The following is a 24,088-nucleotide window of genomic DNA, read 5'->3' as shown; positions in this document are numbered from 1 at the left end:
ACTGAATCAATACTCCAATTTCAACGTCCACTCCGCGCCTCCTTGGTTGATGGTGCGCTGGGTAGGAATCCCTTTGGCGTCGTATTGGTAGCGGAACGTAGTCGATTGTTTGAGACCCGTCGAAGCCGCCGTGCTGATTTGTTTTCCGGGGTTATTTACTTGAAATTTTACCCAAGGTACGTACGGAAAAAACGATAGTTGATCGAAGGGGTTGGACGCGCTGTCAAACTCACTGTAATCGAGCGTTTCGTACAAAGAATATTTGCCTTCCATAAAGAGAAAATAGTCTACATGTACGCAATTGCCTTTGGCATCGTAGGTGTACTTCCATTTGGTTTTGGCGGGTGCATCCGACATTTGACGGTCATCGGGGACAACCTCCTCCCGCTCACTGACGCGGCCTTTGGCATCAAAAAGAAAGTATGTAGTGGAAATCAGGCGATTAGAGGCTCGGCTTTCGACCCGTTCCAACGTACCATTTGTGTAAAAATAGCGGTGGTCGCTGCCCTGCGAGCGCACCGTAGTGAGCTGTCCAGCAGTGTTGTACTCAAATTTGTTTTCGATGCGTTTGATTTGACTCGGGTCTGATTGAACATACTGCCATTGTGAAACGTGTCGGGTAATGCGCCCAATGCTGTCGTAATCAAATAACTGATAATCAATCTCTGAAGCGCTCGCCTTGCGCAATTTCAAGGTATTCGTTTCGGTTTCGTCGGGAGGCTTGGGAAGGTCATCATTGTTTTTGCAGGCAGTCATTATCAACGCTACCGCAACGACCCATGTCGTCATTTTTAACAAGTGTGTTTTCATAAAAAAGTGGCTGTTTCTAATAAAACGGATACTGAATTCTGACCCAAAACTGCTTTATTTATCATTAAATTACGCAACCATCTCTCTTGAATTGTGAGAAATAACCGCTGAAATGTCGAAAAAGGTAGCTATTCTGTACAACGATGCGCTCAAACGAAAACACTAATTTTGCAGTGAATAGCCAACGCACATTAACACCTTTTCAGCATCATTTTTTATCTTAAACCCCTAATTGCTATCTGTTATGAATTTAACCAAGATTTTGATTGCTACCTTCCTGTTTCTTCTAGGCTCTTTTGGCCATTGGTATATCATGTATTGGCAGTTCAAATCTCCCAAATGGATTTCCTCTATTTATCCTTATTTGCTGGCGATTGCCTGTACGTGGCTGTGGATCAAAGCCTCTGAGTACGGCGTCAAAGGCTTTAACGGCTCCATGTGGTCTAATCGGTTTTTGTTTTTCGTAACGGGCGTTTTTGTGGGTTCTTTCCTCTACCCGATTCATTTTGGGCAAACCTTCACCCTAAAAGTCGCCATTCAGCTTTTATTGGCATTGGCCATTATTGTCGTTTCTATTCTTTAAACCCCAATTAAGCTTTTGATATATTTAACTTTGAACCAAAAACAACCATGAAACGCACCTCCATTTCGCTGTTATCTTTCTTTCTATCAGTTCTTTTTCTGTTTTCTTGCGGCGGTGATGCCGCCGAACTGGAACGCCTGCAAAATGAAAATCTTGACCTAAAAGCGCAGTTGCAAAAACTGAACGCTCTTCAGTCGGCCAAGAAAGTACGGTACATTCTCAAAATTCGGTTGAAGCAGGCAAATTTTTCGCTCAGTATCAAAAAACACATCAAAAACGCCGTGAATGCCATTGATTTTGAGCTTCCCGTCGATAAAGATTTCTACGACAGCGTGTCGAAAGGCACCGAAATTGTGGACAAATTTCGCTTTGGCTCTTTCGTACTATACGGCAGTTTCGGCGATTGGGAAATGACCGTCAAAGACAAAGAAATTAGAGAAATGTAGCAGATTTGGGTGGTAATCAATAGTAAAAAAAGCCGCAAACGGAGTTATAGGATGTAGATACCTAAACCTACAACCTGACACATGAATTCAGCTTCTTCTTCAAGCCGCCTAGCCTCACTCGATGCTCTACGCGGCTTTGATATGCTTATGATTTCTGGCGGCGGTGCCTTTCTTTCTTTGATGGGTGGCAAAACCGACAGTACCCTTTTGAACGGTCTTGCGGCGCAATTTCACCACCCCGATTGGGACGGATTCACCTTCTACGATTTTATCTTTCCGCTGTTTTTGTTCATGGCGGGCGTGTCCCTTTCCATCAGTCTCAAAAACGGCGTCGCCAAAGGCATTCCCCAATCCAAACTCTTGGAAAAGGTATTTAAGCGAATGCTCATTTTGTTTTTTCTGGGAATATTAGACAAAAATGCCCCCGTTGATTTTTTTGACCCCGCCCATATTCGCTACGGAACCGTGCTCGGGCGCATCGGAATTGCCACTTTTTTGGTAGCTATTTTGTACCTTAACACTGGCTGGAAAACACACCTTATCGTCGCATTCGCCATTCTTGGGCTATATTATGCAGCATTGATGCTGATTTCGGTTGGCGATTACGGCGGTGGCGACCTTACCTTTGAGGGCAATTTGGTGGGGTGGATTGACCGCTCTTTCATGCCCGGACGCCTCAAGCAAACCACCTATGATGAGCTAGCCATGACCACCCAACTCTCGGCTACCTGCCTAACTATTTTTGGCAGTTTGGCGGGAAAAGTACTATTGGACAAAACCACCGCCAACATCAAATTGATTCGGCTTATTGGCATGGGTGCCATCGGCATCGCGGCGGGTTTGGCGTGGGCTACGGTTTTTCCACTTAATAAACACCTGTGGTCTAGCTCGTTTATTCTACTGACAGCAGGCATGGCTTGTCTGTTGGTCGCTCTTTTTTATGGAGTAATGGACGTGTTAAAATTTACCAAATGGGCCTTTTTCTTCAAAGTTATTGGCATGAACTCGTTGGTGATTTACATGGCCTGCCGCTTCGTCAACTTCGGAGAATCGTCGCGGCTGCTTTTTGCGGGATTGTACGGCCACGCGCCCGAAAAATGGCATGAAGTATTCAACGCCCTAGGCGGTCTGATTTTGGTGTGGCTAGTGCTGTACGTGATGTATCGCCACAAGATTTTTGTAAAAGTGTAACGCGTATTAAGTACTAAAACAATTTTAATCACGCAGAGACGCAAAGTGGCAAAGGGAATAGGTTATTGATAATAAACACTTTGCAGCTTTGCGCCTTAGCGTAAATCTTAAATTTATTGTGCCTTGATACTTAAGATAAAGTTTATCTATCTCGGAAATAACCCTTCATAATGCGCGGAAGGCTCAAAAATGCCCGCGCTCTGGGCGTAGAACGACGCGTCGGTTGGGTAGACACCCTTCACCGTTTTTGTCCAAGTGCCGCTGGCTTTGGGGTGATAACTCATGAGTCGGTCCCAGTTTTTGTAGTATTGATGTCCGTTGGTTTCCTGTAAGCCAATCGACATATTGGGAAACGGCGGCAGCCGCGCCGCCACGGATTTGTTCCAATCCACCAGAATCGGGCTTACCGTCAGGTCGGCACAGAAGCAGGGGATGTTTTTTTCGTAGGCAAGCTGCGCAATCTTCATGGTCATGCTCAGGGTTTTGGCGATGGCCTTAACCGCAATGGCCGAATAACCCTGCTCAATGCGCCGAGCGGCATCTTCGACGGTGTGGGCGCTTTCGTCGGCAGCAATGCGTACCCCAAAATCTCCTACATAGACCTCATTGTTTTCGGCAAATGGCTCTTCGACCACGGCAATTTGGTCAAATGCACCGATTTTTTTAGCATGGTCCAAAAACCGCAGTAGGGTGTCTTTGTGCTCGTAGCGGCCGTTGGCGTCAAAATAGTACGGAATTTTGCCGCTTTTTGTGTAGGGCGTTTCATAATGCCCGATGGTCTTGTGCAGTGCGGTCAAAAATTCAAGGTCTTTTTCCAGCATTTCTTTCTGCGTACCCGCCGCCCCCGTTTTGAGTTTGAGGATAAAATAGCCTTCATCAGCGGCGGTTTTGATGCGCTCCGTGGTGGTCCCGACGCTAAACGAAGGAATGCTCGCCACCTTTTCGTGCCGATACGACAGCCCTGGCCGATACGCCGTCGGAATCATTTCATCAAAGGTTTTCATGTTGTTCTCGTGGGCGTACAGCAACCACGCTGCATTGTCCACACATACCAACGCATTGAGGGCGAAGGTTTTGCGCAAATCTGCCACGCCCGTGATTTTTTTGCCGTAGTCCAGCACTTCGGGCAAAACCTGCTCCATCAAATCGACAGGATTGGTAAAAGAAGTGCCTTTGATGATCTGCAGTGCGCGTTCGCTCATGGCGTACATGAGGGCATTGCCGGCGCTTTCGGAATGGCCCGCCGCCACCCGCGCATCCGACCACAGCACGCCCTGTGTGCCCAAACCGATCTTCCGAACCCCCGACTCGGATTCTATCATGGCCACGGCCTGCCAACTATCGGTGATGGCGCCGCCCTTAAAACGGTAGGCATTGAGCGGCTCGCGTTCAAAATTGGCATCAACGTTTTTGATTTTTATCAATTTTTCGCGGGTTTCGGCAAAAGTTGGTTCCGCCAAACCCAATGCCGCCACGCTGCCCGTATACTTCATAAATTCTCGCCGATTAAGGAATTGATTTTTGAAAAAGTCCATAAAATTAGTTCGGAATATTGTTTAAAGTATACCACGCTTCCGACGACCAAAGCGATTGTCCGCCATGGCTTTTGAGCGTATCTGGCAAGCGAAAGTAAACGACGTGCTCTTTCTTTAGATTCGGAATTTCGAGAAAAACCCGCGTTCTATCTTCCGAAATACTGAGTTTCTCTACATTCATCGCGGTCAGGTCCATTTTGGGGCCGCCGTAGTTTTTGGTCGGCAGATACCACCATTGATGGATTAAAATATCAGCGGGGCGCAGCTTTTGTCCTTCTTTGAGTGGCTCCGTAAATTCAATTTCAAAGCCCTGGGGCTTTGCGCGCACGGCCAGCATTTCAAAGGTACTTTTGCCGTTGTATTTTATTTTTTGTAACCCCTGTACGCGGTCTTTCCAACTCCAGCCGCCGCCTGCCATACCTACTTCTCCCACATACAACGCGCCATCTGGCCCCCAGCGCAGCCGATTGACGCCCGCTTCAAATCCCTGCGAGAACCGAAAGACAGCGCCTTGGTATTCACCGTTTATCTTTTCCAAAAAATCACGTTGAATACCGCCGTGGGTCACGTCGCCGTGCAGCATTTGACCTTTGTAGGGGCCCTCTTTTATCAAAACGGGCTCGGAGGGAGAATTTCCGATCTCATCTTCGGGCAGCCAAATCGCGGGCGGCACCATTCGAGGAGCAGGTTCGTCACTGAGCCAGCCCCACGCCATGCCGTTGAATTCTCCTTTTTTGACGTGAATGAATTTATTACCAGGCAGCCATTGCCCTTGATTATCCGTTACAAACAACTCATTATCAACCCCTAACCCGATACCATTGGGCGTACGCAGGCCGTAATTGACGGACTCAAAACTACCATTTGGGGCTATTTTGATGGTGCGGCCTCGGTCGGGCAATTGCTTTTCGTCGGGTTTGAGGCGCATCGCCATCGAGAGAGTCACGTAGAAATACCCCTCTTTGTAGACCAATCCAAAAGCAAATTCGTGAAAATCGGCAGTAACGCCCCAACTGTTGCACACTACGCGGTATTCATCAATAATTTCGTCGCCATCGGTATCAATCAGTTTCGTTAATTCGTGTTTTTGTAAGACGTAGATTTCCCCGTTGACCACCTCAATACCAAGCGGTTCAGCTAGTCCGGAAGCAATGCGTTTGACGGTGATTTTGTTGGTATCTCCCGTCGTGACATTGTCCAGCAGGTACACGCCGCCTACTTCGTCCCACGTAGTGACCAAAAGCCGCCCGTCGGGTTTGAACGCCAACGCCCCCACCCGGGGTTTGAAGTTTTTGGTGTGCAGCGTTTGCAGATCATAACTTGGGTGTACTTTCTCCAACGGTGCCCCAAAACCGGGAGAGTTTATTCGTTGCACCACCTGTTCTTTTTTGGGTTGGCCCACCGGCTTTTGGACAACAATTTCTTTGGGTTTAAGGGTAAAAATATAACTGACCATGGCCGTCAGTTCCGGTTCGGTCAGCAAAGCGTGCGAATTCATCACCCCAGTACCCCAAACTCCCGTGCCGCCTTCCCTAATTTTATTTACCAACAAATCCACCGATTTCTTGTTGTTAGGATAGCGTTGCGCCACGCGCTGAAACGCCGGCCCCACTTCGTTTTCGTCGACTTTATGACACACAAAACAGTCGCTTTTGTCCATCAGCGCCCGTCCCGGATGAACGGCTTTGGGGGTAGGTGGCGGCGGAAACTGCTCTGGCAACGGGTCAAAATAAGTGGCTAGGTAAGTTGTTTTGTTAGAAGGCAACGCCCTTATTCCCTCGAATGTTTGTAAAGAAACAGCCACTCCTTCCGGAACCTTTGATGTAGTAATCATTCTTTCCAGTCCAGGCTTTCCAGCCGTATTGCGTACAAATTCGGGGCGCTCCGTCACCAGAACGGTGTCTTTGGAAGAGAGCACTAACGCAAAATGCAGATAAATCTGTTGGTTTTTGAAGGCATAACCTTTGTACAGTACGCGGGCAGGCTCGTCATTCCCACGGATGCTAACATGCCACGGCGACGCGGGCAGGCTGTCGCACATGTAGGCGGTGCCCCATGAGCCTGGCTGAATGTCTTTTTTGTTGGTATAAGCCGCCCCTTCCAGCGTAATCCCGCCTTTCCACACTTTGTACAGTTTACCTTTGACCAGGTCGTACGCGGCGTAGCATTCCTTATCCAACGCCAAGGTCAGCATGCGGGGCTTTTTGTCGAGCACCGAGCGAATGGCCCATACCTCCCACGGCCGCTGAATGTCTTCTTTTGGGGAAGGATAATTTGCGGCAAAAACAAACACCGTAGCCGCCAATAAAGCCAAATTTTGTAACCGTATCGTCATAACCTTCCACCCGTAGATTGAAGTCTTTTTCTTGGTTAAGAAGGTATGTTTGGCGCTTATTTACTCCTTACGTTAAGGTATGGATTTAAGAGAGATGGACAGACTATACGGTTCTGCTTCCCAATGACAAAAAAAGAGGGCGGTGTTCTCACCACCCTCGGCAATAAATGGGTTATGATTTTCGGGTTTTTCGAATCGGCTTGCCGTACTTTTTCATCATTTCTTTGGCGTGATTGCGGCGCACGTTTACCTTTTGGTTCTTTTCGGTCTTTTCGTGAAAAGCACCACCGAAGGTATCGCTTTTGACAATTTTTACGCTGATGATTTTCGTGTACCCTGTATCTCTTTCTTCGGGGGTCAGCTCGTCCGAAATTTCGAGTAATTTGGGCAACGGACGCATCGGAATCGGCTGCTTCATGAGGGCTTCGATGGCTTCCTGCTGCTCCTTTTCTTTTTCCATGATAAAACTGATGGCGATGCCTTTTTTATCCACCCGGCCCGTACGTCCGATGCGGTGGATGTAGGTTTCGGGAAGTTCCGGCAAATCAAAGTTAATAACGTGCGAAACTTCCGAGACATCCAATCCGCGCGCAATGACGTCGGTGGCAATGAGTACGCGACAAGCCCCGCTCTGAAAGCGATTAACGGCCTCAAAACGCTGCATTTGGGCTTTGTTGGAGTGAATCACGCTCACCGTATCGCCAAATTGCTTTTCCAGTTGTTCAAACAATTGATTGGCCAAGGTCTTAGTCGCCGCAAAAACCAGCACTTTGACCATGTCGGGGTCGTGGCCAAGAAGCAATTCTAGCAGATTTACTTTTGTGTAGAAATTGGGCACTTGATAGGCCATTTGGTAGATATTTTCCAACGGCGTACCTGCTGGGGTGGCCTCCACTTTGACGGGATGGTGAAAATATTCCTGCATCAACTGCTCCACTTCGTCGGTGATGGTGGCCGAAAACAAAAGGTTTTGGCGTTTTTCGGGCAAGGTATCCAAGATGAGTTTCAACTGCGCTCGAAAGCCCAGATTGAGCATTTCGTCGGCCTCATCCAGCACCAGTTTTTTCACGGCTTTGGGCTTGATCACCCCGCTCGACAACATATCCACCAAGCGCCCGGGCGTTGCCACCAACACATCTACGCCCTGCGAGACCTCCGCCACTTGCGGCTTCATGTTTACGCCTCCGTACACGCCCACCGTAACTACGCTCATGTAAGGGGTAAGTTTCTTGACCGACTCCACCACCTGCACCACCAGTTCTCGGGTGGGCACCAAAATAACTACCTGCGGATTTTTTTCTTTGGAAAACTGAAATTGCCGAAGGCAAGGCAACAGATACGCCAAGGTTTTTCCCGTACCCGTTTGTGCAATCCCGTACACGTCTTGCCCCGACATCACCACCGAAAATACTTTTTGCTGAATGGCCGTAGGCGTCGTAAAGCCTAGGTCATTGAGGGCATTGAGCAGTGGTTTATTGAGATTTAATTCGTCGAAAGTCATACCTAATTCGTTAAAATAAAGACTAAAGGTACAGGGATTCAGCGAATTTTACATGAATGAACCTAAATCAGGGTGGCCTTTTTATTTCTCAATCGTAAATTCATCCTTCACTTTTCCAAACTCGTCGAGACAGCGCAGGCTCAATTTGTTTTTGTCGATACGGATGTGCTGGTACACGGGTCCACTCTGAAAACGCGTCGCCGCGTAGGGCTCTTCAGGCCAGTTTTTGTGTTGGCTCGGAATACTGATAGAAATGGTATAAATCGTGCCTTTGGCGGGAGAATCAACAGGTTTTTCGGCATACATGGGTTTGCTACGCATGTAGTAATGCACGTGCCCACTCATGACCATATCAACGTGATAACGGTCAAACAGCACACCCCATTCTTTGCGAATTTGCGCATAATCTTCTTCAAAATTATAGGGCGGGAAGTGCAGCATCACAAACTTCCACTGGGCTTTGGTTTGCGAAAGCTGCTTTTCAATCCAAGCCGTTTGCGCATCAATGGGTGACGTGCCATCGAGCATGATAAACAAGGCATTTTGGTAATGAAAAGCGTAGGTTCGCTCAGAAGGCACCTTGTCAGGCCCATTGGCAGGCAAGCTAAACAGGTTTTGGTACATCGCCGCGCCCAGCCCATCCTGACTGTCGTGGTTGCCAGGAATAGGCATAAAGGGTTTTTGACTAAAAATCTTTCCCGAATGATGAAAAAACTCATCCCACTCATTGCGGTCAAGGCCCGTACTGACCAAGTCGCCGATGACCGAATAAAAGGAAATTTCGGGGTGACGTTCGAGCGTTTGACGGGCCATTCGCCCCCAATCGGGCGATTTGTGCGTATCGCCAAACCACACAAACGAAAACGCCTCTGGCTGGGCCGCTTCGGTCCTAAAATCAGCCACTTCTGACCAACCCGTACTCGCAGAACCCACCCGATACGCATACGCGGTGGCAGGCGCAAGTTGGGTTAGTTTGGCCGTAAAACGCTGAATATAACGGTCGTTGCGCAGCAGGCGGTCTTCCATCTGAAACGGCAATGCGTTGGCGGTCAGCGTATCGGTCGAGTTTTTTTTCCAGTATTGTACTTTTCCTGCTTTAACCGCCGCCTGCGTACGCCACTGCACATCAATGGTGTTAGAAGGGTCGGCACTCCACGAAAGCAGCAACTGATCGGGTTTGTTGCCGGCGGGATAGTCGGTCTGACGGAAGGCTTTCACCAAATGAGCTTCCCGGGCGCGCCCACGAATGGTGGTCAACAATTGTTGCCCCTGCAATGCGGGCGGCACTTCCGTAAGCCTGAGTTCGTCCCAATCATGGTACGTAAAGGCCCCAACTTTAAAATCTTCGATGTGTTGGTTGGCGGGAAAAACGTTTGAGATAGTCAGTTTATCGCTTTTTTTCTGCGGCCCTACGCCCACAAAAAACACGGGGCGGTGCTTGTCAAACCCGTTTATTCCCAACTCCACTTTACCTTTAGAAAATTTCTTTTGCCAGACTTCGTAGGTATATTCTTCATTTTTTACCAGCATACCTGTTTTTTGAAACCCACTTTTTGCCAACCAAAACGGCGGCACTTTCTGGGCTTGGTCGCGCATGAGAGATACGACCACGGGTACATTTACGTCAAACGTCCAGTAACGAGTAGCGAGGGTCTGTTTTTCTTCGTTCGTTAAAAAAGGCAGAATGTAGGCTTCCGAAATGGTGTCAAGTTGGACAGGTGTCAGTTTTTGATACAACCGCGTGACCACATTGTCCATCACTTTATGAACCGTGGAATCGGTAGTGGCGGCGGTGCCAAAAATCAAGAAAGCACTCAAGAAGATTGAGGTGGAAAAAGCAGTAAGTTTCATGGTGGGTTGATTCACGCCAAGGAGCAAAGCATTTAAGCGCATCCATTACTTTGCTCCATAGCGGCTTGATGGGAGTTTGAATAGATTATGTTTATTTAACAACAGGATATTGTTTTTCGAGCCACTGGACCATTTTTCCAAAAACATCCACCGCCGCCGAAGCGCTCATGCCGTGTTTTTCGTGGGGGTACAGTTCCAATTGGGTCAGGATTCCTAAGGATTGAAGTTTTTTGTGTAGATTTTCGGCCTGACTTACGTGCACCAAAGGGTCTTCTACCCCGTGGAATGAAATGGTGGGCACACCGCTTTCTTTGGTGAGGTGTAGCAGCGGGCTGGCATCTACACAAATTTGTGCTTTAGGGTCGGCCTCGCCCAAAAACCGAATAACGGTATTGTTGGCATCACTGCCATCAGCCCGCACAGACTTGTCGGTCAGGTCGGTAGGCCCCCAGAGGTTCAATACAGTTTTTACTTGTTTGTTGGGGTCATGGGCGTAGGCATAGAGTAAGGCCAAATGCGCCCCCGCACTGCCGCCCATGAGGGCAAATTCGTTGCCGTTAAATCGGTAGCGTTTGGATTGAGCCGACAGAAAAGCAATGGCTTTTTTAACGTCTTCGATTTGAGCAGGAAACAGATTTTTTCCGTCTTTGACCAAACGATAATTCATCGAAACCACGATGTACTTTTTTACACCGACCAATTCATCAATGAGTTGTTTCGGAAATTCGCTTTTATCACCCCGACTCCACGAACCGCCGTGGATGTAGACTAGCACTTTGGTATCAGGCGTATGATTTTCGGGGATGTAGGCGTCCAGCATATTTTCTTTCCCTTCGCCCTTGGCGTACGGCACATCCAACAGGGATTGATACGCGGGCTTTTTGGGAACAATGACCGCATTTTTGGCCACTCCATCGCGCCAATTATTGGTTTTTAGGTAATTGACCAACGCTTCGGGATGGTCGGTTTGGACACCCTGCACCCCCTTGCTCAACGCTGAATCCCACGCATCTTTGCCTTCAGAAGGGCTTTGAACATCGAGCCAAACGGCCACGCCTTCTTCCTGCGCGGTTTGCACCATTGCTTGTTCGGAGATGTTATCCAGCACCTCTACTTTTACCTGGCCCAAAAAGAACTTTAGCTGTTGGGGGTTCTTAATGTCGTCCAACAAACTGGTCATCAGCGGCATCTGAGGGGCAATACTCCGCCATTGTTTGTAGTAGGGCACTTTGTTGAGGTACACCACAATCTGCTTTTCCATGCCTTCTTCCTGAATCTGTTTCCAGGTTTCGGCCACGTCGGCGTCTTTAAAATCCAGATAAATATTAATCCGATTCTTGCACAACTTCAACACTTCCCGAAAAGTCGGAATTCGGTAAACGGTGGCATCCTCCGCTTTGGGGCTTTTGAGCTGAAGTTGGCTCAGTTCGGCAAATGTCTTGGCTTTGACCTCTCCCGTTGTGGTAGTCATACGGTCGAGGGTTCCGTCATGATGAATGACCAACACCCCGTCTTTGCTCGTCCGGATATCGACTTCTACATAATCTGCCCCGCTTTTAATTGCTTCTTCGTAAGAAGCAAGGGAGTTTTCAGGCACATTCACGTGGTTGCCACGGTGGGCAATGACCACAAACTTATGCTTAGAAACTGGCAGAGGAATTTGGGCATAACTTCCGAAGAATGCCGTTGCTGTTATTAAGAACAGCAGAAACTTAGAGATATATTTTGTCATATAACTATCCTGTCGCGAGATACGCCCAGCGCTTATTGAAGATACAGGTTTATTACGTTAAAAAAGGGGTGGATACAGCCAGAAAATCTACTTTTCTTGTTGCACGCTTTTTGCGTGTTCGTTCTCGGAAAGCAATTGCATGAAGTAGCGCTCCAACACTTCCGAATAAGCGGGCGACATTTCATTTTCCCCAATACCAGCCAAAAATTCTTCGAGTTCAACTTGTGAAATCTCGTTGCGCATCAGCCTACCAATCAAATAGTCAGGACGGTTGGTTTCCATTATTTTTTTGGCTTGTTATATGTCTATATACTTTGTTCCAATCATAAAAGGCTACTCAGACTGTGTTAAATTTAAGTTTTCAATTATTTGATTGGACAAAAACGTCGTTTGTCAATAGACAACCTTCCTTCAAATATGTAAACCTTTATCTTTCAATAGCTTTAACAACAATTCGGGCTCATCTGTTTGAATAACGTTGGCCCCGTGTTTCAACAATTTGTCGAGTGCTTCGTCTCGTCTTTCGGTCCGGAGCAATATATCTATCGGTCCCAACGCATTAATCCACACGCGTGCTCCACGCTTTTTGATAAGACTGACCACTTCGGGCGTGTAAAACGAAAAATCAATGTGTACTACTTCGGGTTTGAAGAGCGTAATGGCCGAATCAGCCATGGCTTGCGAATGTGCCCGGGGCATGAGCATGTATTTTTTATCGACCTTGTCCACAAAATGGAGGGCGTTGTAGTCACTGTCGAAATAAAAGACAATATCTTCGGTTTTGGTCTTCTTTACCACGTCGATGATGGGGCCTAATTTGTCAGTTTTCAAATCCAAATCCACCAAAATACGTCCTTTTGCTAAACGTAGTACCTCCTCCAACGTGGGGATTTTCTCTTCGGTTTTTGCGCCCTTTACCACCAAATTGTAGGTTTGCAACTGCGCAAAGGTCATGGTTTCGGGGTTTCCTTTGCCGTTGGTGGTGCGGTCAATCTTACCATCATGCATCAACACGGGTACACCGTCGGAGCTTACTTTGACGTCAATTTCGATGATGTCGATACCCAGTCGAATCGCTTCCTTGACGGCGGGGATGGAGTTTTCGGGGTATACATGATGAACTGCGCGGTGCGATGCCACCAACACGCTATTGGAAGTGGTTGTTAAGAAGTCTTTTTTGATTTCTTTGGCGCGGCGCGGCGTCATGGTGGAAGCCGTGCCCATAAAAAGAGCTGCACCTACAATAGCAACAATAATTCTGTGATTCATGAGTCTTACTTATTTATCAAGTAATACCCCTGTTCTCTGGAAAAAGACTAATTTCAGCACCCGTTATTTTGATAATTGTCTGGCGGCGTACCGTAAAAAAAACGATTGATTAACAATCCAAACCAGTTCATTAATTTTGACCATCAATAAATTATGTACTTAATATTTTCCCCAATGGCTCGCCTTTTTCTGTTCATTATTTTACTCTTCGCTGTACACCTAACTTCCGCCCAAAACCGTTACAAATACCCAGTTTTACCCCCAACTGGCCCAAAAATAGAATCGTTTGTGCCCAAAGGTTGGCACATTGTGGAAAAAGCCGAAGGCGACCTCAACAAAGACAACGCCCCTGACATTGCCGCCGTGGTGGAAGCCGACAAAGACGTACCCAATCTCAAAGAAGAAGATTATCCACAAAAGCCTCGTATTCTGCTGATTGCTCTGCGACAGGCCAACGGTAGTTATACTTTATCCATACAAAGCAACGAGTCCATCTTGCTTTCCAATGAAGGGGGTGTAATGGGCGACCCGCTGGCGGGATTGACCATCGAAAGGGGTACGCTGTTGGTGCAGTTTTATGGCGGGAGCGCCGACCGCTGGGGCTATGACTACCGCTGGCGTTTTCAGAACAACGACTGGTTTTTGATTGGTGCTACAGCTACCTTTTCGTCAATGAGTGCGAATCAATTCAACACCTATGATTTTAATCTCTCAACAGGAGCCGCCGAGCACACGAGCGGGGCGTTTTTGGAAGAAGAAAACAAGAAAAATACGCCTGAGAAAAAACGGAGCTTCAACATTGGCAAAAAACCGCTCCTCAAACTCCGTACATTCAAGCCCATCACAACCCTCATTTACAAGGATGTGTATATTTAAAAAGGAGCTAAAAGTCATTTTTGAGCAACCCCTCCGAGCCATCTTTACAAACATAAACCCCGACCATTGAGCCGGGGTTTGTGCAATAATGGGGTTACGCTTTTTGTTACAATATACCTTTTGAATCGGTCAAAAACATGCGGGTACTGACGGTGTAGGTGCCCCCGTTGGCATCTTTGTATTTTAAATCCACGTAAAACGCTTTGTAACCGCTACCTGCGTAGGCTTCCTGCAACTTTATTTTTGAGGTATTGGAAACGCCCAAACTATAACTCGTCCACTTTTCATTTCTGAAATCTTTATCCGCCGAAGTAGCGGTCCACACCACGGCGTCTACCAAATCGTTGCGGTCCGTTTTGATAGAAACTTGCGCTCCTTTTTTCTTAGGGCTTACTTTCCACGTCGGCGTAGGATAATTGCGGTCGTTGATGGTCGTTCCAAAAAACGCGCTTAATGCTTCCAAGGCCTGTTTTCCTCCGCCCAAGTCGTGACCAGCATTGGGCACATAGTGAATCATATTTTTGCCTGGAATCTGGTCGTAGTAATGTTTAATGGCATCAACGGTCCAGTACTCGTCGTTGGTTCCGATAAAAATCAACTTCGGGACGGTCAATTTCGCACGGTACGAGTAGGGGTCAATCATGGTCGTAATGGCGTTGCCTTGGGGGGTATTGGCCGTTTGTGGGATTTCCAGTTTTACATAATCTTCGATTTGCTCGCTGTATGCACCGTAGGATTTCAACTGATAATCTAGCGTAGCGGGCATATTGAGCATATCAATCACCATCGGGCCGATGGCTTTCACCCGTTTGTCATCAATGGCGGCCGAGAGCCACGTAGTCCAGCCACGTTTGGACGCGCCCGTTACCACAAAGTTATTGACATCGTGTTTGAGGGTTTGTTTTGAAAATGCCTGCACGGCATCCATTGCTTTTACGGCGCTTTTCACCATCGGAAACAACAACGGCCATGAATAATCTCCGTCTTTTTTGAAGTTATGCAAGGTGTACGAAATCAGCGCATCTTCGGTCAAATTGCCGTATAAAGGCTGATTGGGTGCTTGTTTCAGCAATACCACAATGGCTTTGTTTTTGGCCGCGATTCCCATCAGCGAAGGCCACAGTTTGTCACTTTTGCTCCAATTGGGTTGTTCTTGTTTGTTAGAGCCCCCCGTGATGAAAAGCATTGCGCCATCGTGCAGGTTTTCTTTAGGAACCATAACGGTGAGTTGGTGCCGCCACGCGATTCCCCGCCATGTTTGGGACGTAAGCAATAAATTATAACCCGTTACGTCTCCTTCTGTAAACGAATCTTTCAACTCCCACGAAAAGGTTTTATCTCCATTGGTGACGTAACTTTTAAGGGCTGTTTCGGGGGTAATGGCCTGCTGTGCAAAGAGTTGGCAAATACCAAGGCAAACACTGAGGACTAAACTAAAAAGGGATTTGTGCATGGCAATAAATTGATTATTGAGGAATAATTATTGACGATTTTTTATTCTGGCTTAGGGCTTTCTTTGACCAACTTGAGCGCCTGTTCGATGTAAATTTCACCCGTCATTTCGCCGAGACTGGTGCGACTTATATAATCGTAACGTTTGAAACTGTTAAAATCTACTTTGGTGAGCATATACCCAAACGCGTCGTTGGTGAGGCCAAACAAAAACGGCAATTTGGTATTCATGTGTCGTTTGAGGTAAAAGCCGATGTTGGGCAATGCCTCTCCTGGAATGGTCAAAACCTGCGCGGGCCCGATGTTCAGCAGATTTACCTGCGTACTCACGGCGTCGGGTTTGGCGTTGGGGTGTTTGAGTGGCGAATTTTTGAGAATGTACTTCATCATGTCGGAGTCAACGGGAAACTCAATGGTTCGTGCCGTGCAATACACCGACGGATTTGATACGGTGGGCGCGGTACTGACAATCCTCAGGGCTTCGTCGCCGAGCAACTCTCCGATGCGGATACATTCTTCCCACGTATTGGCTTCGGTGTTGGCTTCACGGCGGGTATCGGCCGTGACCATCCCCCCCTGCGCACCGTTTACAAAAATGGCCATGCCACCGCCTTTAGACTCAATGCGGTCGTATAATGGCCCACACAAGTCGGGGCTTAAAATACCCCTCCCAGAGCCAAGCACTTCGGGGTGAATGGCGTAATTGACTAAAGTGGCAATGGGTTTTCCCGACTTGGAAATCGCCTGAATGACGCCGCAACGAGGGTCATACAAGTCAGCGGCGTAATAATTATAGGCAATCTTTCCCTTGGCTTCTCCCACGGCTACTTTCAGCGTAGCTGGCTCCAACTTGGCAACGGCTTCATTGACCGCATCGGCAATTTTTTTAACGCAGTCTTCCAAATAATTCAAGTCGGCCGAGGTTTTGCCCGTTTGGTCAGGAAATCCATACGCATCTGGCCCACTGTGGGTATGCGTACAGCCAATCAGAACATTTTCGGGCGGAATGCCTTTGATTAACGCCCTTGAACGGTTGCCCAAAATAGACGACCAGCCCAGATTATCTACGCTGACGATGGCTACGCGGGTGTTTCCTTTTTCGAGCACCAACACCCGGGCAAACAAATCACCTTTTTTCTCCGTAGCTGGTTTGGGCGTCCCGATGCCACCCGATACGGGCAGGAGTGGATTAGGAGTAATGACACGCAATGCTGCGGCAGCTTTAAACTCCTGCGCACCAGCATTATAAAACAATAAAAGAAGGAATAAATAACCAATTTTTCTCATGCGAATACTTTCTATTTTCATTTGTGAAAAGGGCAAAAAAAGGGTGGATATACTCCACCACTTTTTTGTTCAACTAACCCAAAAAATTACCACGGTTTGCCCGTACCCTGGATGACCCACGGTTTGGACCAAGGACTGTTTTTACCGTCAACGGTTGAGTAAGGCGTTGTTTCCAACTTACTCATGGCCAATTCAGCATTTGTTTTATTCAAATTACGTTCGTCAAGCATGTAATAAAAACGCACTGGCAAAACACTGCGCTTTGATTGATTACCCGTTTTCAATTCGGGGAAACCCGTTCTGCGGTAGTCAAACCAAGCTTCCTGCGCAGCCGTCCAGCTCGCAATCCATTTTTGCTCGATGATTTGCTTCAACGTACCGTCAAATTTAGCATCCGCTCCTGCGATATAGGCCGCGTAGCTACTGCCCACACCCCACGTATCCAACGAGGCTTTTATGCCTGCTTCGTAGTGGGTTTTGGCATCACCCGCTGCCCATCCTTTCAAGGCGGCTTCGGCCAATATAAAGCGCACTTCAGCCGCCGACATCAGCCGTGATTTAAGCAACGGCCCTTTGGCCTGACGATAAATATCACTCAACCACGATACGTGTGGATTGTTGGCTCCCTGCTCAGCCGTGGGGCTAAGGTTGTAGGTAGGTCCGCCCAACATCGCCGTTGGCAGTCCCACGTATTCGTTGGTATTGTATTCTTTACCAGCTACTTTGTCGGGTGCCAGAAAGCGTTTATTACCTTCTATTTTATCCGTTCCTTTTGGAAGAGCAGGGTCAACTACGATTTGAATTTTAACCTTATTGGCCCAAATACCCAAACGCGGATCTTTCAAAACAAGCAGTCTGTCTACCAAAGTAGCGGCCATTTTAATCCGGCGATAATTACTTTCGCTGGCGTCATAAATGGCGTTGGCTGGCCACGAATCATCGTTGCTGTTGCCCGCAAATGGCATGGCGGCATCATCGGCTATGGCCGTAATGATGGGGTATTGCGTGGCATTGGCTACGATTTTTTCAATACCCGCCTTGGCTACATCTGGTTTTTTGGCAGAGATACGCATATAATAACGCAGCGCGAGCGAATTGGCCAGTTTTCGCCATTTGGCAGGCGCGCCCTGATAATACACATCGGCGGTTCCGACGGTAGCGGTGTATTCCGTGGCATTTTTGGAAAGCAACGTATTGGCTTTGTCCAAATCAGCTAAAATACCCGTATAAATGGCTTCTTGTGAATCATAGGCAGGGAACGTATTTTCAGCACCACCCACGGCGCCTTTCAACGCTGCCGAGTAGGGAGCATCGCCCCAAAGATCGGTAATTAACCCAAACATCATAGACTTCACCACCAAAGCAATGCCTTGATGCAACTCCGACTTGATGGCTACGCCACGGTCGTACACGTATTGGTTGTTGCGCAGGATGTCGTAATACCCTGCCCAACTCTGACTTCCGCCCCAATCATAGTCATTGTGGCCACCGCTCCAGCCGTCTTTTTGGGTGTGTTGCATTACCCCAGCGATGTCTTGATACCCTAAGTTGACGAATGCCTTTCCCGTTTCGGTCAACACCGTAGACAGCACCAAATTTGGGTTGGCGTTGTCGGGGTCTACCCCGTTGGGGTTGATGTTTAGTTCGGTTAAGTCTTTGCAGGAAAACACCGTACAGGAAAACAAAACCGCGAAGCAGGTAAATTTGAGTGTGTTGAATTTCATCACTTTATCCGTTTATGTTTTCTTAAAAAGTTAAGCCTAATTTGAAGCCGACCGGAATCACCCAAGGATTGACGTTGTAGCGCTCAATCCCTTGTTTGAATTGGCTACCACCCTGAATCCCCGCTTCTGGCTGGAATGCGTTTTCGGGATCAATGTTGATTTTAGCGGCCGTCCACAGGATAATATTACGGCTATAAACTGAGAAGTTGGCACTCTGAACGCCCACTTTCCGCAGCCAGTTTTGGGGTAGGTCGTAGCCCAACGTAATTTCTCTCAGTTTCAAGAAAGAAGCATCGTATAAAAATGCCCGGGTAAACGACCAAGCCGTACTACCCGCAAACGGCAGGATAGTGGTGCCCGCTCCGCCGAGGTTTTCTTTGAAGCCAGTTGGGTTTCCATTGGCATCGTAACCCGTAGCAATAACACCTGGAATGAACACCCCACCGTGCGGCAAGGTGTAGGGGCCGTATTTGAACGGATAGCCGCCATAATCAGGCGTTGGACCACCCACCAGCGGAAAATAATTTCCGTTAATCCGAATGAGTTCATCCTGATTTGCCACCAAATAATCACGCAATGCTTGACCCGTCAAACCGTTAGGATTGATGAGTTTGTCCAAAAACAACTGCGACTGTCCGTTTTCTTCGCCATAGCGGTAGGTTTGAGAAACAAAATCTCCGCCATTTCTCCAGTCAAACGACATACTCAAGCTAAAGCCTTTATACGAAATCGACGTTTGCAACCCCATGATAAATTTAGGGTTGAAGTTACCGATTTTGTTTTTGGTATTAATGGCGTCAATCGACTGCCACTTACCCGTTTGGTCCAGAATTGGATACCCAAAATACGGTGATTCTTTGTTTTCGACCGTTACGATTTTGGCGTCATAAATATCCCCGATTTGTTCGCCCACGTACGTCCACGCGCCTCCTTTGGCATCTTGCCACAAGGTATAGTAGGGCAAATCATCCGAAAGCGATTTGATGGTGGTGCGGTTGCGCGTCCAGTTGGTGGTCAAATCCCATCTCCAGTTATTTTTGTCTACGATGGTTCCGCCGAGGCTCAACTCAAAGCCTTTGCTGACCAGCAAACCAGCGTTGATGTTTTTGGATGAATAACCCGACGAAGGCGGCAACTTGGTGCTCAGGATTTGGTTACGGTTTTCAACCATGTAATACGTACCCGAGAATCTCAGACGATTTTTAAACAAGTTTAAGTCAATCCCACTTTCGTAGGAGGTCACGATTTCAGGTTTTAAATCGGCAATCAGGAGCGTTCCGGGCGTTGACAAACGCGGAATGCCGTCCCACGTACCCGCGTTGCCTAATGAACCGAGCAACTGGTACGGATTGGCGTCATTTCCTACCTGGGCAAAACCTGTTCTCAATTTCAACATGCTGATTTGACTCGTCAAAGGCAACATTTCGTTCACCAATAAGCTCAACGAAGCCGAAGGATAGAAATACGAGCGGTTGGCGGCAGGTAGCGTACTCGACCAATCATTACGGGCCGTTACGTCCAGAAAAATCATGTCTTTATAACCAAAATTAGCCAATCCGTACACGCTGTACATAGCACGTTGGAAACGACTGCTGTTATAATCTAAGTTGGCAGGTGCAATATTTTGGATGTTAAACACTCCCGGTACAATCAAGCCAGTGCCTCCCTTGGTGGCGTTGGTGACGTTTGAACCCCGCTGATAACGGGAGTTCCCACCCACTGAAAGCGACAGGCTGAAGTCTTTGATGTCTTTTTTGTAGGTCGCCAAAAAGTCGGCGTTGGTTTCCAAATTGGCAATATTGATGAGGCCATAAGCACCACGCGGGTCGTTGGTGTAGCTGTTGGCTATTTTCAACTCACGGTTTTCATTATACGTATCAACGGCATAACGCCCCATCAGGCTGAACGACGGCGAGATTTGCCAGTCAGCCCGGATGTTTCCAAATACCCGATCACGGGTAAAGCTGTTGTTAACCTCGTTTGCCAAGAAGTAGGGGTTATTGTAAATTCCTTTGAACTGTGAGCGTTGTTGAAGTCCTTCCTGACCCGGCAACCAATAGTTTTCTAGGTCTTTGATGTCGGTGTGGGGCGAAACGGCGTACGCCCATTGCAAGGGGTTGGTTCCGCGGTTACCAGCGGGTCGGTTGTTAGAATTAGAACGGCTCAGGTCAAGATTCGTACTGATTCTGAGTTTTTCATTCACCTTCACCGACGTGTTCAAGTTGATGGTGTTTCTGAACAAATCAGAATTGGGGATGATGCCCCGGTTCTGCATGTTAGAATACGATAAACGATAGCTATAATTATCGTTGCTATTGGCCACCGACACGCCGTTGGTAGTAGTAATACCCGTCTGTACAAAATTTCGGACGTTGTTGGGATGCGAAACCAACGGCATTTTGATTGGTTTTCCGCTCGCGTCGAGCGGGCTGTTCCACTGCACTTCTTCGTAACCTTTATCCAATGCCGCCCCGTAGGTAGCCCCCACATTTTCCTGAATAAGCGCCCCAAACGGATTGCTCAGGGGAGTCCCGCTTATTGAGGGCGGAATGGCCGAGAATTGACCTGGGCCAAACTGAGTTTGCCATTTCAAGAACTTAAACGGTTTATCAAAAACGGTATTAGACGTAATAGAAACGGTCATTTTCTTGGCTTTGGCCCCGTTTTTTGTCGTAATCAAAACCACACCATGTCCCGCACGCGAACCGTAAAGGGCCGCCGCACTGGGTCCTTTCAAAATCGAAACGCTTTCAATATCGTCGGGATTTAGACTGGAAATGGAGTTGCCAAAATCGGCGCGGTTGTCATTTCCTACCTGACTTATATTGTTGAGGGTATTGGCCAGCGGCACCCCGTCGACGACAAACAGGGGCTGATTGTCGCTACCCAATGAAGTAGCGCCCCGAATAATCATACTAACCGACGAACCAGTGCCGCCTGTAGAACTTACCGTAACCCCAGCCACCTTGCCGGCCATTGCATTCAAGACGTTTTCTTGCGCTACCCGGTTCAGTTCTTTGCTATCAATTTTACCTACCGAATATCCCAGCGATTTTTCTTCCCGCTTGATACCCAAGGCCGTTACGACCACCTCTCTGAGGTTTTCAGCACTTGGCATCAACGAAACGTCCACGATGCTTCTGGCTCCAATGGCTACCTCCTGAGCGGTAAAACCCACAAAGGAAAAAATCAGGACTGGATTGTTGCCCGACACCTCAATCGAGTACGCACCTGCACCGTTGGTACTGGTTCCTTTTTGGGTTCCCTTTACAATAATATTTACCCCAGGCATACCAGTACCGTCTTCACTGGATGTGATTTTGCCAGTTACGGTTCGGCTTTGCGCCATCGCCGTAGAGAAGCATAACCCTGCAACCACTGTTAAACTAAGCAAACACCTCAACGTACGTTGTAGAAAAGTAGAGCTAATAATCATGGTTATTATCGGTTAAAGAAGTTCTATATTCCAATACCCACAAACCCATTAATCAGACTACTCTGCATGAAGAATTATTTCAAAAAAATGTACTATTTAACGATAATTTAAAAATATTATAATATTGAGATAATCTTGTTATTTTTTTTATAAAAAAACATTTTTATTATTTTATTGATTATCAACAAATTAACAATAAATACTTGAGCGTTAAATACCATTAACCGAAAAATTTTACACCAAAACCTGTCTCAAAAATATCCTAAAAAAACGAAAGGCGGAGGAATATTCCCCCGCCTTTCAGCATACTACCAATTGTACATTTAAACTAATCTTCGACTTTGTCTACCAAGGTTTATTGGTTCCTTGTACAATCCAAGGTTTTGACCATTGGCTATTTTTCCCTCTCAAACCTGAGTGTTTTGTGGTCTCAAGTTTATTGATGGCCGCGTCGGCATTGGTACGGTTGAAGTTTACTTCGTTGTCGCCGTAGTTGAAACGAACGGGCAATACTGGCTCAGCCGACGCCTGACCCGCTTTGAGTGCCGGAAGGCCCGTTCTGCGATAATCAAACCATGCTTCGGTGGCGGCGGTCCAGCTGGCAATCCATTTTTGCTCCATGATACGCGCCAACGTATTGTTGTAGGCTACACCAGGCTTAGCGATGTAGGCATCATACTGTGAGCCTACGCCCCAAGTTTCGAGGGAGTTTTTCACACCTGCGTTGTAGTGCGTAGCGGCGGTTCCTACGGCCCAGCCTTTTTGAGCGGCTTCGGCCAAGATGAAGGCCGTCTCAGCCGATGAGGCCAAACGTGCTCTCAACAGGCCACCGCTGCTGCCACGGTAGATTTCAGCTAACTGAGAAACGTGCTGGTTTTGTACCACTTGCCCGGGGGTTGGGTTGTTATTGTGGGTATCTGGTTGAATAAGGCCAGGTGGCACTCCTACATACTCATTTGTATCGATTACCCCTTTATAAAGTTTGGGATTGTAGTGACGAGTGTACTTTGCCCCTTTTTTTATTTCAGGCAATAGTACTTGATCGGTAAGATAGCTTACTGATTGAGGAACACCGTCTTTACGAATAAACTTCTCGACGTCGATCGTGAGGGTTTCATCAGCAACCCAACGCACATGTACGGGAGAAATCCATACTTTTAAGCGAGGGTCATTGTTAGCTAAAAGTGCATTTACTAACGTTTGCGCAGGTTTTTTTCTTCTGAAATTAGTTTGCTCTTGGTCAAAAGCTACCGCACCTGGCCATGAGTTACCCGCTGTAGCACCAATGTAGCTCATCGTGGCATCTTCGGCAGGGGTTTTCATATAAACTCCCGATGCGTAGATGGCTTCAATCCCGGCTTTGGCTTCAGCGGGCATCTTGTCGGAAACCCGCATGTAATAACGCAACAAAAGTGTGTTGGCAAATTTCTGCCATGACGTAGGATTTCCCGCGTAGAAAATATCGTATCCTGCGGTATAGCCTGTGGCATCTTTGGTGGCAAAAAGCGCCGAAGCCGCTTTCAAGTCAGCAATGATTCCTTTGTAAATCACCTCTTGGCTATCAAATGCTGGTTTCAAAAACTCATTTGACTGGTCGCCTTTTACCGCTGCGGTATAGGGTGCATCTCCCCACAAGTCCGTAATTACGCCAAAGATAAACGAGCGCATGGTGAGCGCTACACCTTGGTGAAATTTGTAGTTGAGTTCTACTGAGCGCTTGTACATAAATTCGTTGTTACGAAGCATGTTATACCAGCCACTCCAGTCTTGCGGCCCCCATTCGTAGTGGTTGATTCCACCAAACCAGCCGTCGTGTTGGATATGTTGGGCAACCCCAGCCACATCCCCGTAGCCAAGCTCCAGATAAGCCCGGGCCGCAGAGTTCATTACTTCAGGCATCACCAAGTTCGGATTAGCCGAAGCAGGGTCTATCCCGTTGGGGTTCTCGTTGATTTCAGACAGGCGATCTTCACAAGAAGACACAACCACTATCGCAAGAACCAATATTGATTTTGATATGAGTTTTAACATGTTCATCGAAATGATTGGAATGTTAGATT

The 24,088-nt window shown here is 47.5% G+C and carries 17 protein-coding genes; 4 read left to right on the top strand and 13 right to left on the bottom strand.

Annotated features, from left to right (window positions below):
* Nucleotides 1-6 precede the first annotated feature (6 nt).
* Nucleotides 7-810, bottom strand: a complete 804-nt coding sequence (locus tag GVN20_RS03620; RefSeq protein WP_166556998.1) for a hypothetical protein — start codon at nucleotides 808-810, stop codon at nucleotides 7-9.
* Nucleotides 811-1,054: 244 nt separating this feature from the next.
* On the opposite strand from GVN20_RS03620, the gene GVN20_RS03615 reads away from it, so the two are divergent.
* The 3 genes from GVN20_RS03615 to GVN20_RS03605 all read left to right on the top strand — a co-directional run bounded on the left by GVN20_RS03615 (nucleotide 1,055) and on the right by GVN20_RS03605 (nucleotide 3,030).
* On the top strand, nucleotides 1,055-1,393 hold the full coding sequence (locus GVN20_RS03615; RefSeq protein ID WP_114067231.1) for a hypothetical protein: 339 nt from the start codon (nucleotides 1,055-1,057) through the stop codon (nucleotides 1,391-1,393).
* A 47-nt stretch (nucleotides 1,394-1,440) separates the two neighbouring features.
* A complete protein-coding gene (locus GVN20_RS03610; protein WP_166556997.1) occupies nucleotides 1,441-1,839 on the top strand; it encodes a hypothetical protein in 399 nt (132 codons plus the stop codon).
* A gap of 81 nt (nucleotides 1,840-1,920) precedes the next feature.
* On the top strand, nucleotides 1,921-3,030 hold the full coding sequence (locus tag GVN20_RS03605; RefSeq protein ID WP_166556996.1) for an acyltransferase family protein: 1,110 nt from the start codon (nucleotides 1,921-1,923) through the stop codon (nucleotides 3,028-3,030).
* Nucleotides 3,031-3,176: 146 nt separating this feature from the next.
* Here the strand turns inward: GVN20_RS03605 and GVN20_RS03600 are convergent, their stop codons facing one another.
* From GVN20_RS03600 to GVN20_RS03570, 7 genes are all read right to left on the bottom strand, one after another.
* Nucleotides 3,177-4,565 carry a mandelate racemase/muconate lactonizing enzyme family protein gene (locus GVN20_RS03600; RefSeq protein WP_229598955.1) on the bottom strand — a complete coding sequence of 463 codons (1,389 nt, stop codon included), beginning with the start codon at nucleotides 4,563-4,565 and terminating at the stop codon, nucleotides 3,177-3,179.
* Nucleotides 4,566-4,569: 4 nt separating this feature from the next.
* Entirely contained in the window at nucleotides 4,570-6,900 is a 2,331-nt protein-coding gene (locus tag GVN20_RS03595) for a c-type cytochrome (protein ID WP_166556995.1), read from the bottom strand.
* A gap of 172 nt (nucleotides 6,901-7,072) precedes the next feature.
* On the bottom strand, nucleotides 7,073-8,401 hold the full coding sequence (locus GVN20_RS03590) for a DEAD/DEAH box helicase (RefSeq protein ID WP_166556994.1): 1,329 nt from the start codon (nucleotides 8,399-8,401) through the stop codon (nucleotides 7,073-7,075).
* A gap of 81 nt (nucleotides 8,402-8,482) precedes the next feature.
* On the bottom strand, nucleotides 8,483-10,252 hold the full coding sequence (locus tag GVN20_RS03585; protein ID WP_166556993.1) for a metallophosphoesterase family protein: 1,770 nt from the start codon (nucleotides 10,250-10,252) through the stop codon (nucleotides 8,483-8,485).
* A 91-nt stretch (nucleotides 10,253-10,343) separates the two neighbouring features.
* The gene (locus tag GVN20_RS03580; protein ID WP_166556992.1) at nucleotides 10,344-11,984 is read right to left on the bottom strand and encodes a glycerophosphodiester phosphodiesterase family protein; all 1,641 of its coding nucleotides are present in this window, start codon (nucleotides 11,982-11,984) and stop codon (nucleotides 10,344-10,346) included.
* Between the two features lie 87 nt (nucleotides 11,985-12,071).
* Nucleotides 12,072-12,266, bottom strand: coding sequence for a hypothetical protein (locus GVN20_RS03575; protein ID WP_114067239.1), 195 nt, complete (start codon nucleotides 12,264-12,266; stop codon nucleotides 12,072-12,074).
* Between the two features lie 129 nt (nucleotides 12,267-12,395).
* Nucleotides 12,396-13,253, bottom strand: coding sequence for a glycerophosphodiester phosphodiesterase family protein (locus GVN20_RS03570; protein WP_229598954.1), 858 nt, complete (start codon nucleotides 13,251-13,253; stop codon nucleotides 12,396-12,398).
* Nucleotides 13,254-13,427: 174 nt separating this feature from the next.
* Between GVN20_RS03570 and GVN20_RS03565 the strand changes: the two genes are divergently transcribed.
* On the top strand, nucleotides 13,428-14,129 hold the full coding sequence (locus tag GVN20_RS03565; RefSeq protein ID WP_166556991.1) for a hypothetical protein: 702 nt from the start codon (nucleotides 13,428-13,430) through the stop codon (nucleotides 14,127-14,129).
* A 106-nt stretch (nucleotides 14,130-14,235) separates the two neighbouring features.
* On the opposite strand, the gene GVN20_RS03560 is transcribed toward GVN20_RS03565, so the two are convergent.
* From GVN20_RS03560 to GVN20_RS03540, 5 genes are all read right to left on the bottom strand, one after another.
* Complete coding sequence (locus GVN20_RS03560; RefSeq protein WP_166556990.1) at nucleotides 14,236-15,582, bottom strand: PhoPQ-activated pathogenicity-related family protein; 1,347 nt, start codon at nucleotides 15,580-15,582, stop codon at nucleotides 14,236-14,238.
* A 41-nt stretch (nucleotides 15,583-15,623) separates the two neighbouring features.
* Nucleotides 15,624-16,868 carry a hypothetical protein gene (locus GVN20_RS03555; protein ID WP_166557282.1) on the bottom strand — a complete coding sequence of 415 codons (1,245 nt, stop codon included), beginning with the start codon at nucleotides 16,866-16,868 and terminating at the stop codon, nucleotides 15,624-15,626.
* 86 nt (nucleotides 16,869-16,954) lie between these two features.
* Nucleotides 16,955-18,592, bottom strand: a complete 1,638-nt coding sequence (locus GVN20_RS03550) for a SusD/RagB family nutrient-binding outer membrane lipoprotein (protein WP_166556989.1) — start codon at nucleotides 18,590-18,592, stop codon at nucleotides 16,955-16,957.
* A gap of 22 nt (nucleotides 18,593-18,614) precedes the next feature.
* The gene (locus GVN20_RS03545; protein WP_166556988.1) at nucleotides 18,615-22,028 is read right to left on the bottom strand and encodes a SusC/RagA family TonB-linked outer membrane protein; all 3,414 of its coding nucleotides are present in this window, start codon (nucleotides 22,026-22,028) and stop codon (nucleotides 18,615-18,617) included.
* 345 nt (nucleotides 22,029-22,373) lie between these two features.
* The gene (locus GVN20_RS03540) at nucleotides 22,374-24,059 is read right to left on the bottom strand and encodes a SusD/RagB family nutrient-binding outer membrane lipoprotein (RefSeq protein WP_206023185.1); all 1,686 of its coding nucleotides are present in this window, start codon (nucleotides 24,057-24,059) and stop codon (nucleotides 22,374-22,376) included.
* Nucleotides 24,060-24,088 lie beyond the last annotated feature (29 nt).

The sequence above is a fragment of the Runella sp. CRIBMP genome, assembly GCF_009905605.1.
In the GTDB taxonomy this organism is placed as follows: domain Bacteria; phylum Bacteroidota; class Bacteroidia; order Cytophagales; family Spirosomataceae; genus Runella.
The sequence above is the reverse complement of the archived record's forward strand: the minus strand, read 5'-3'. Positions and strand labels throughout refer to the sequence as shown.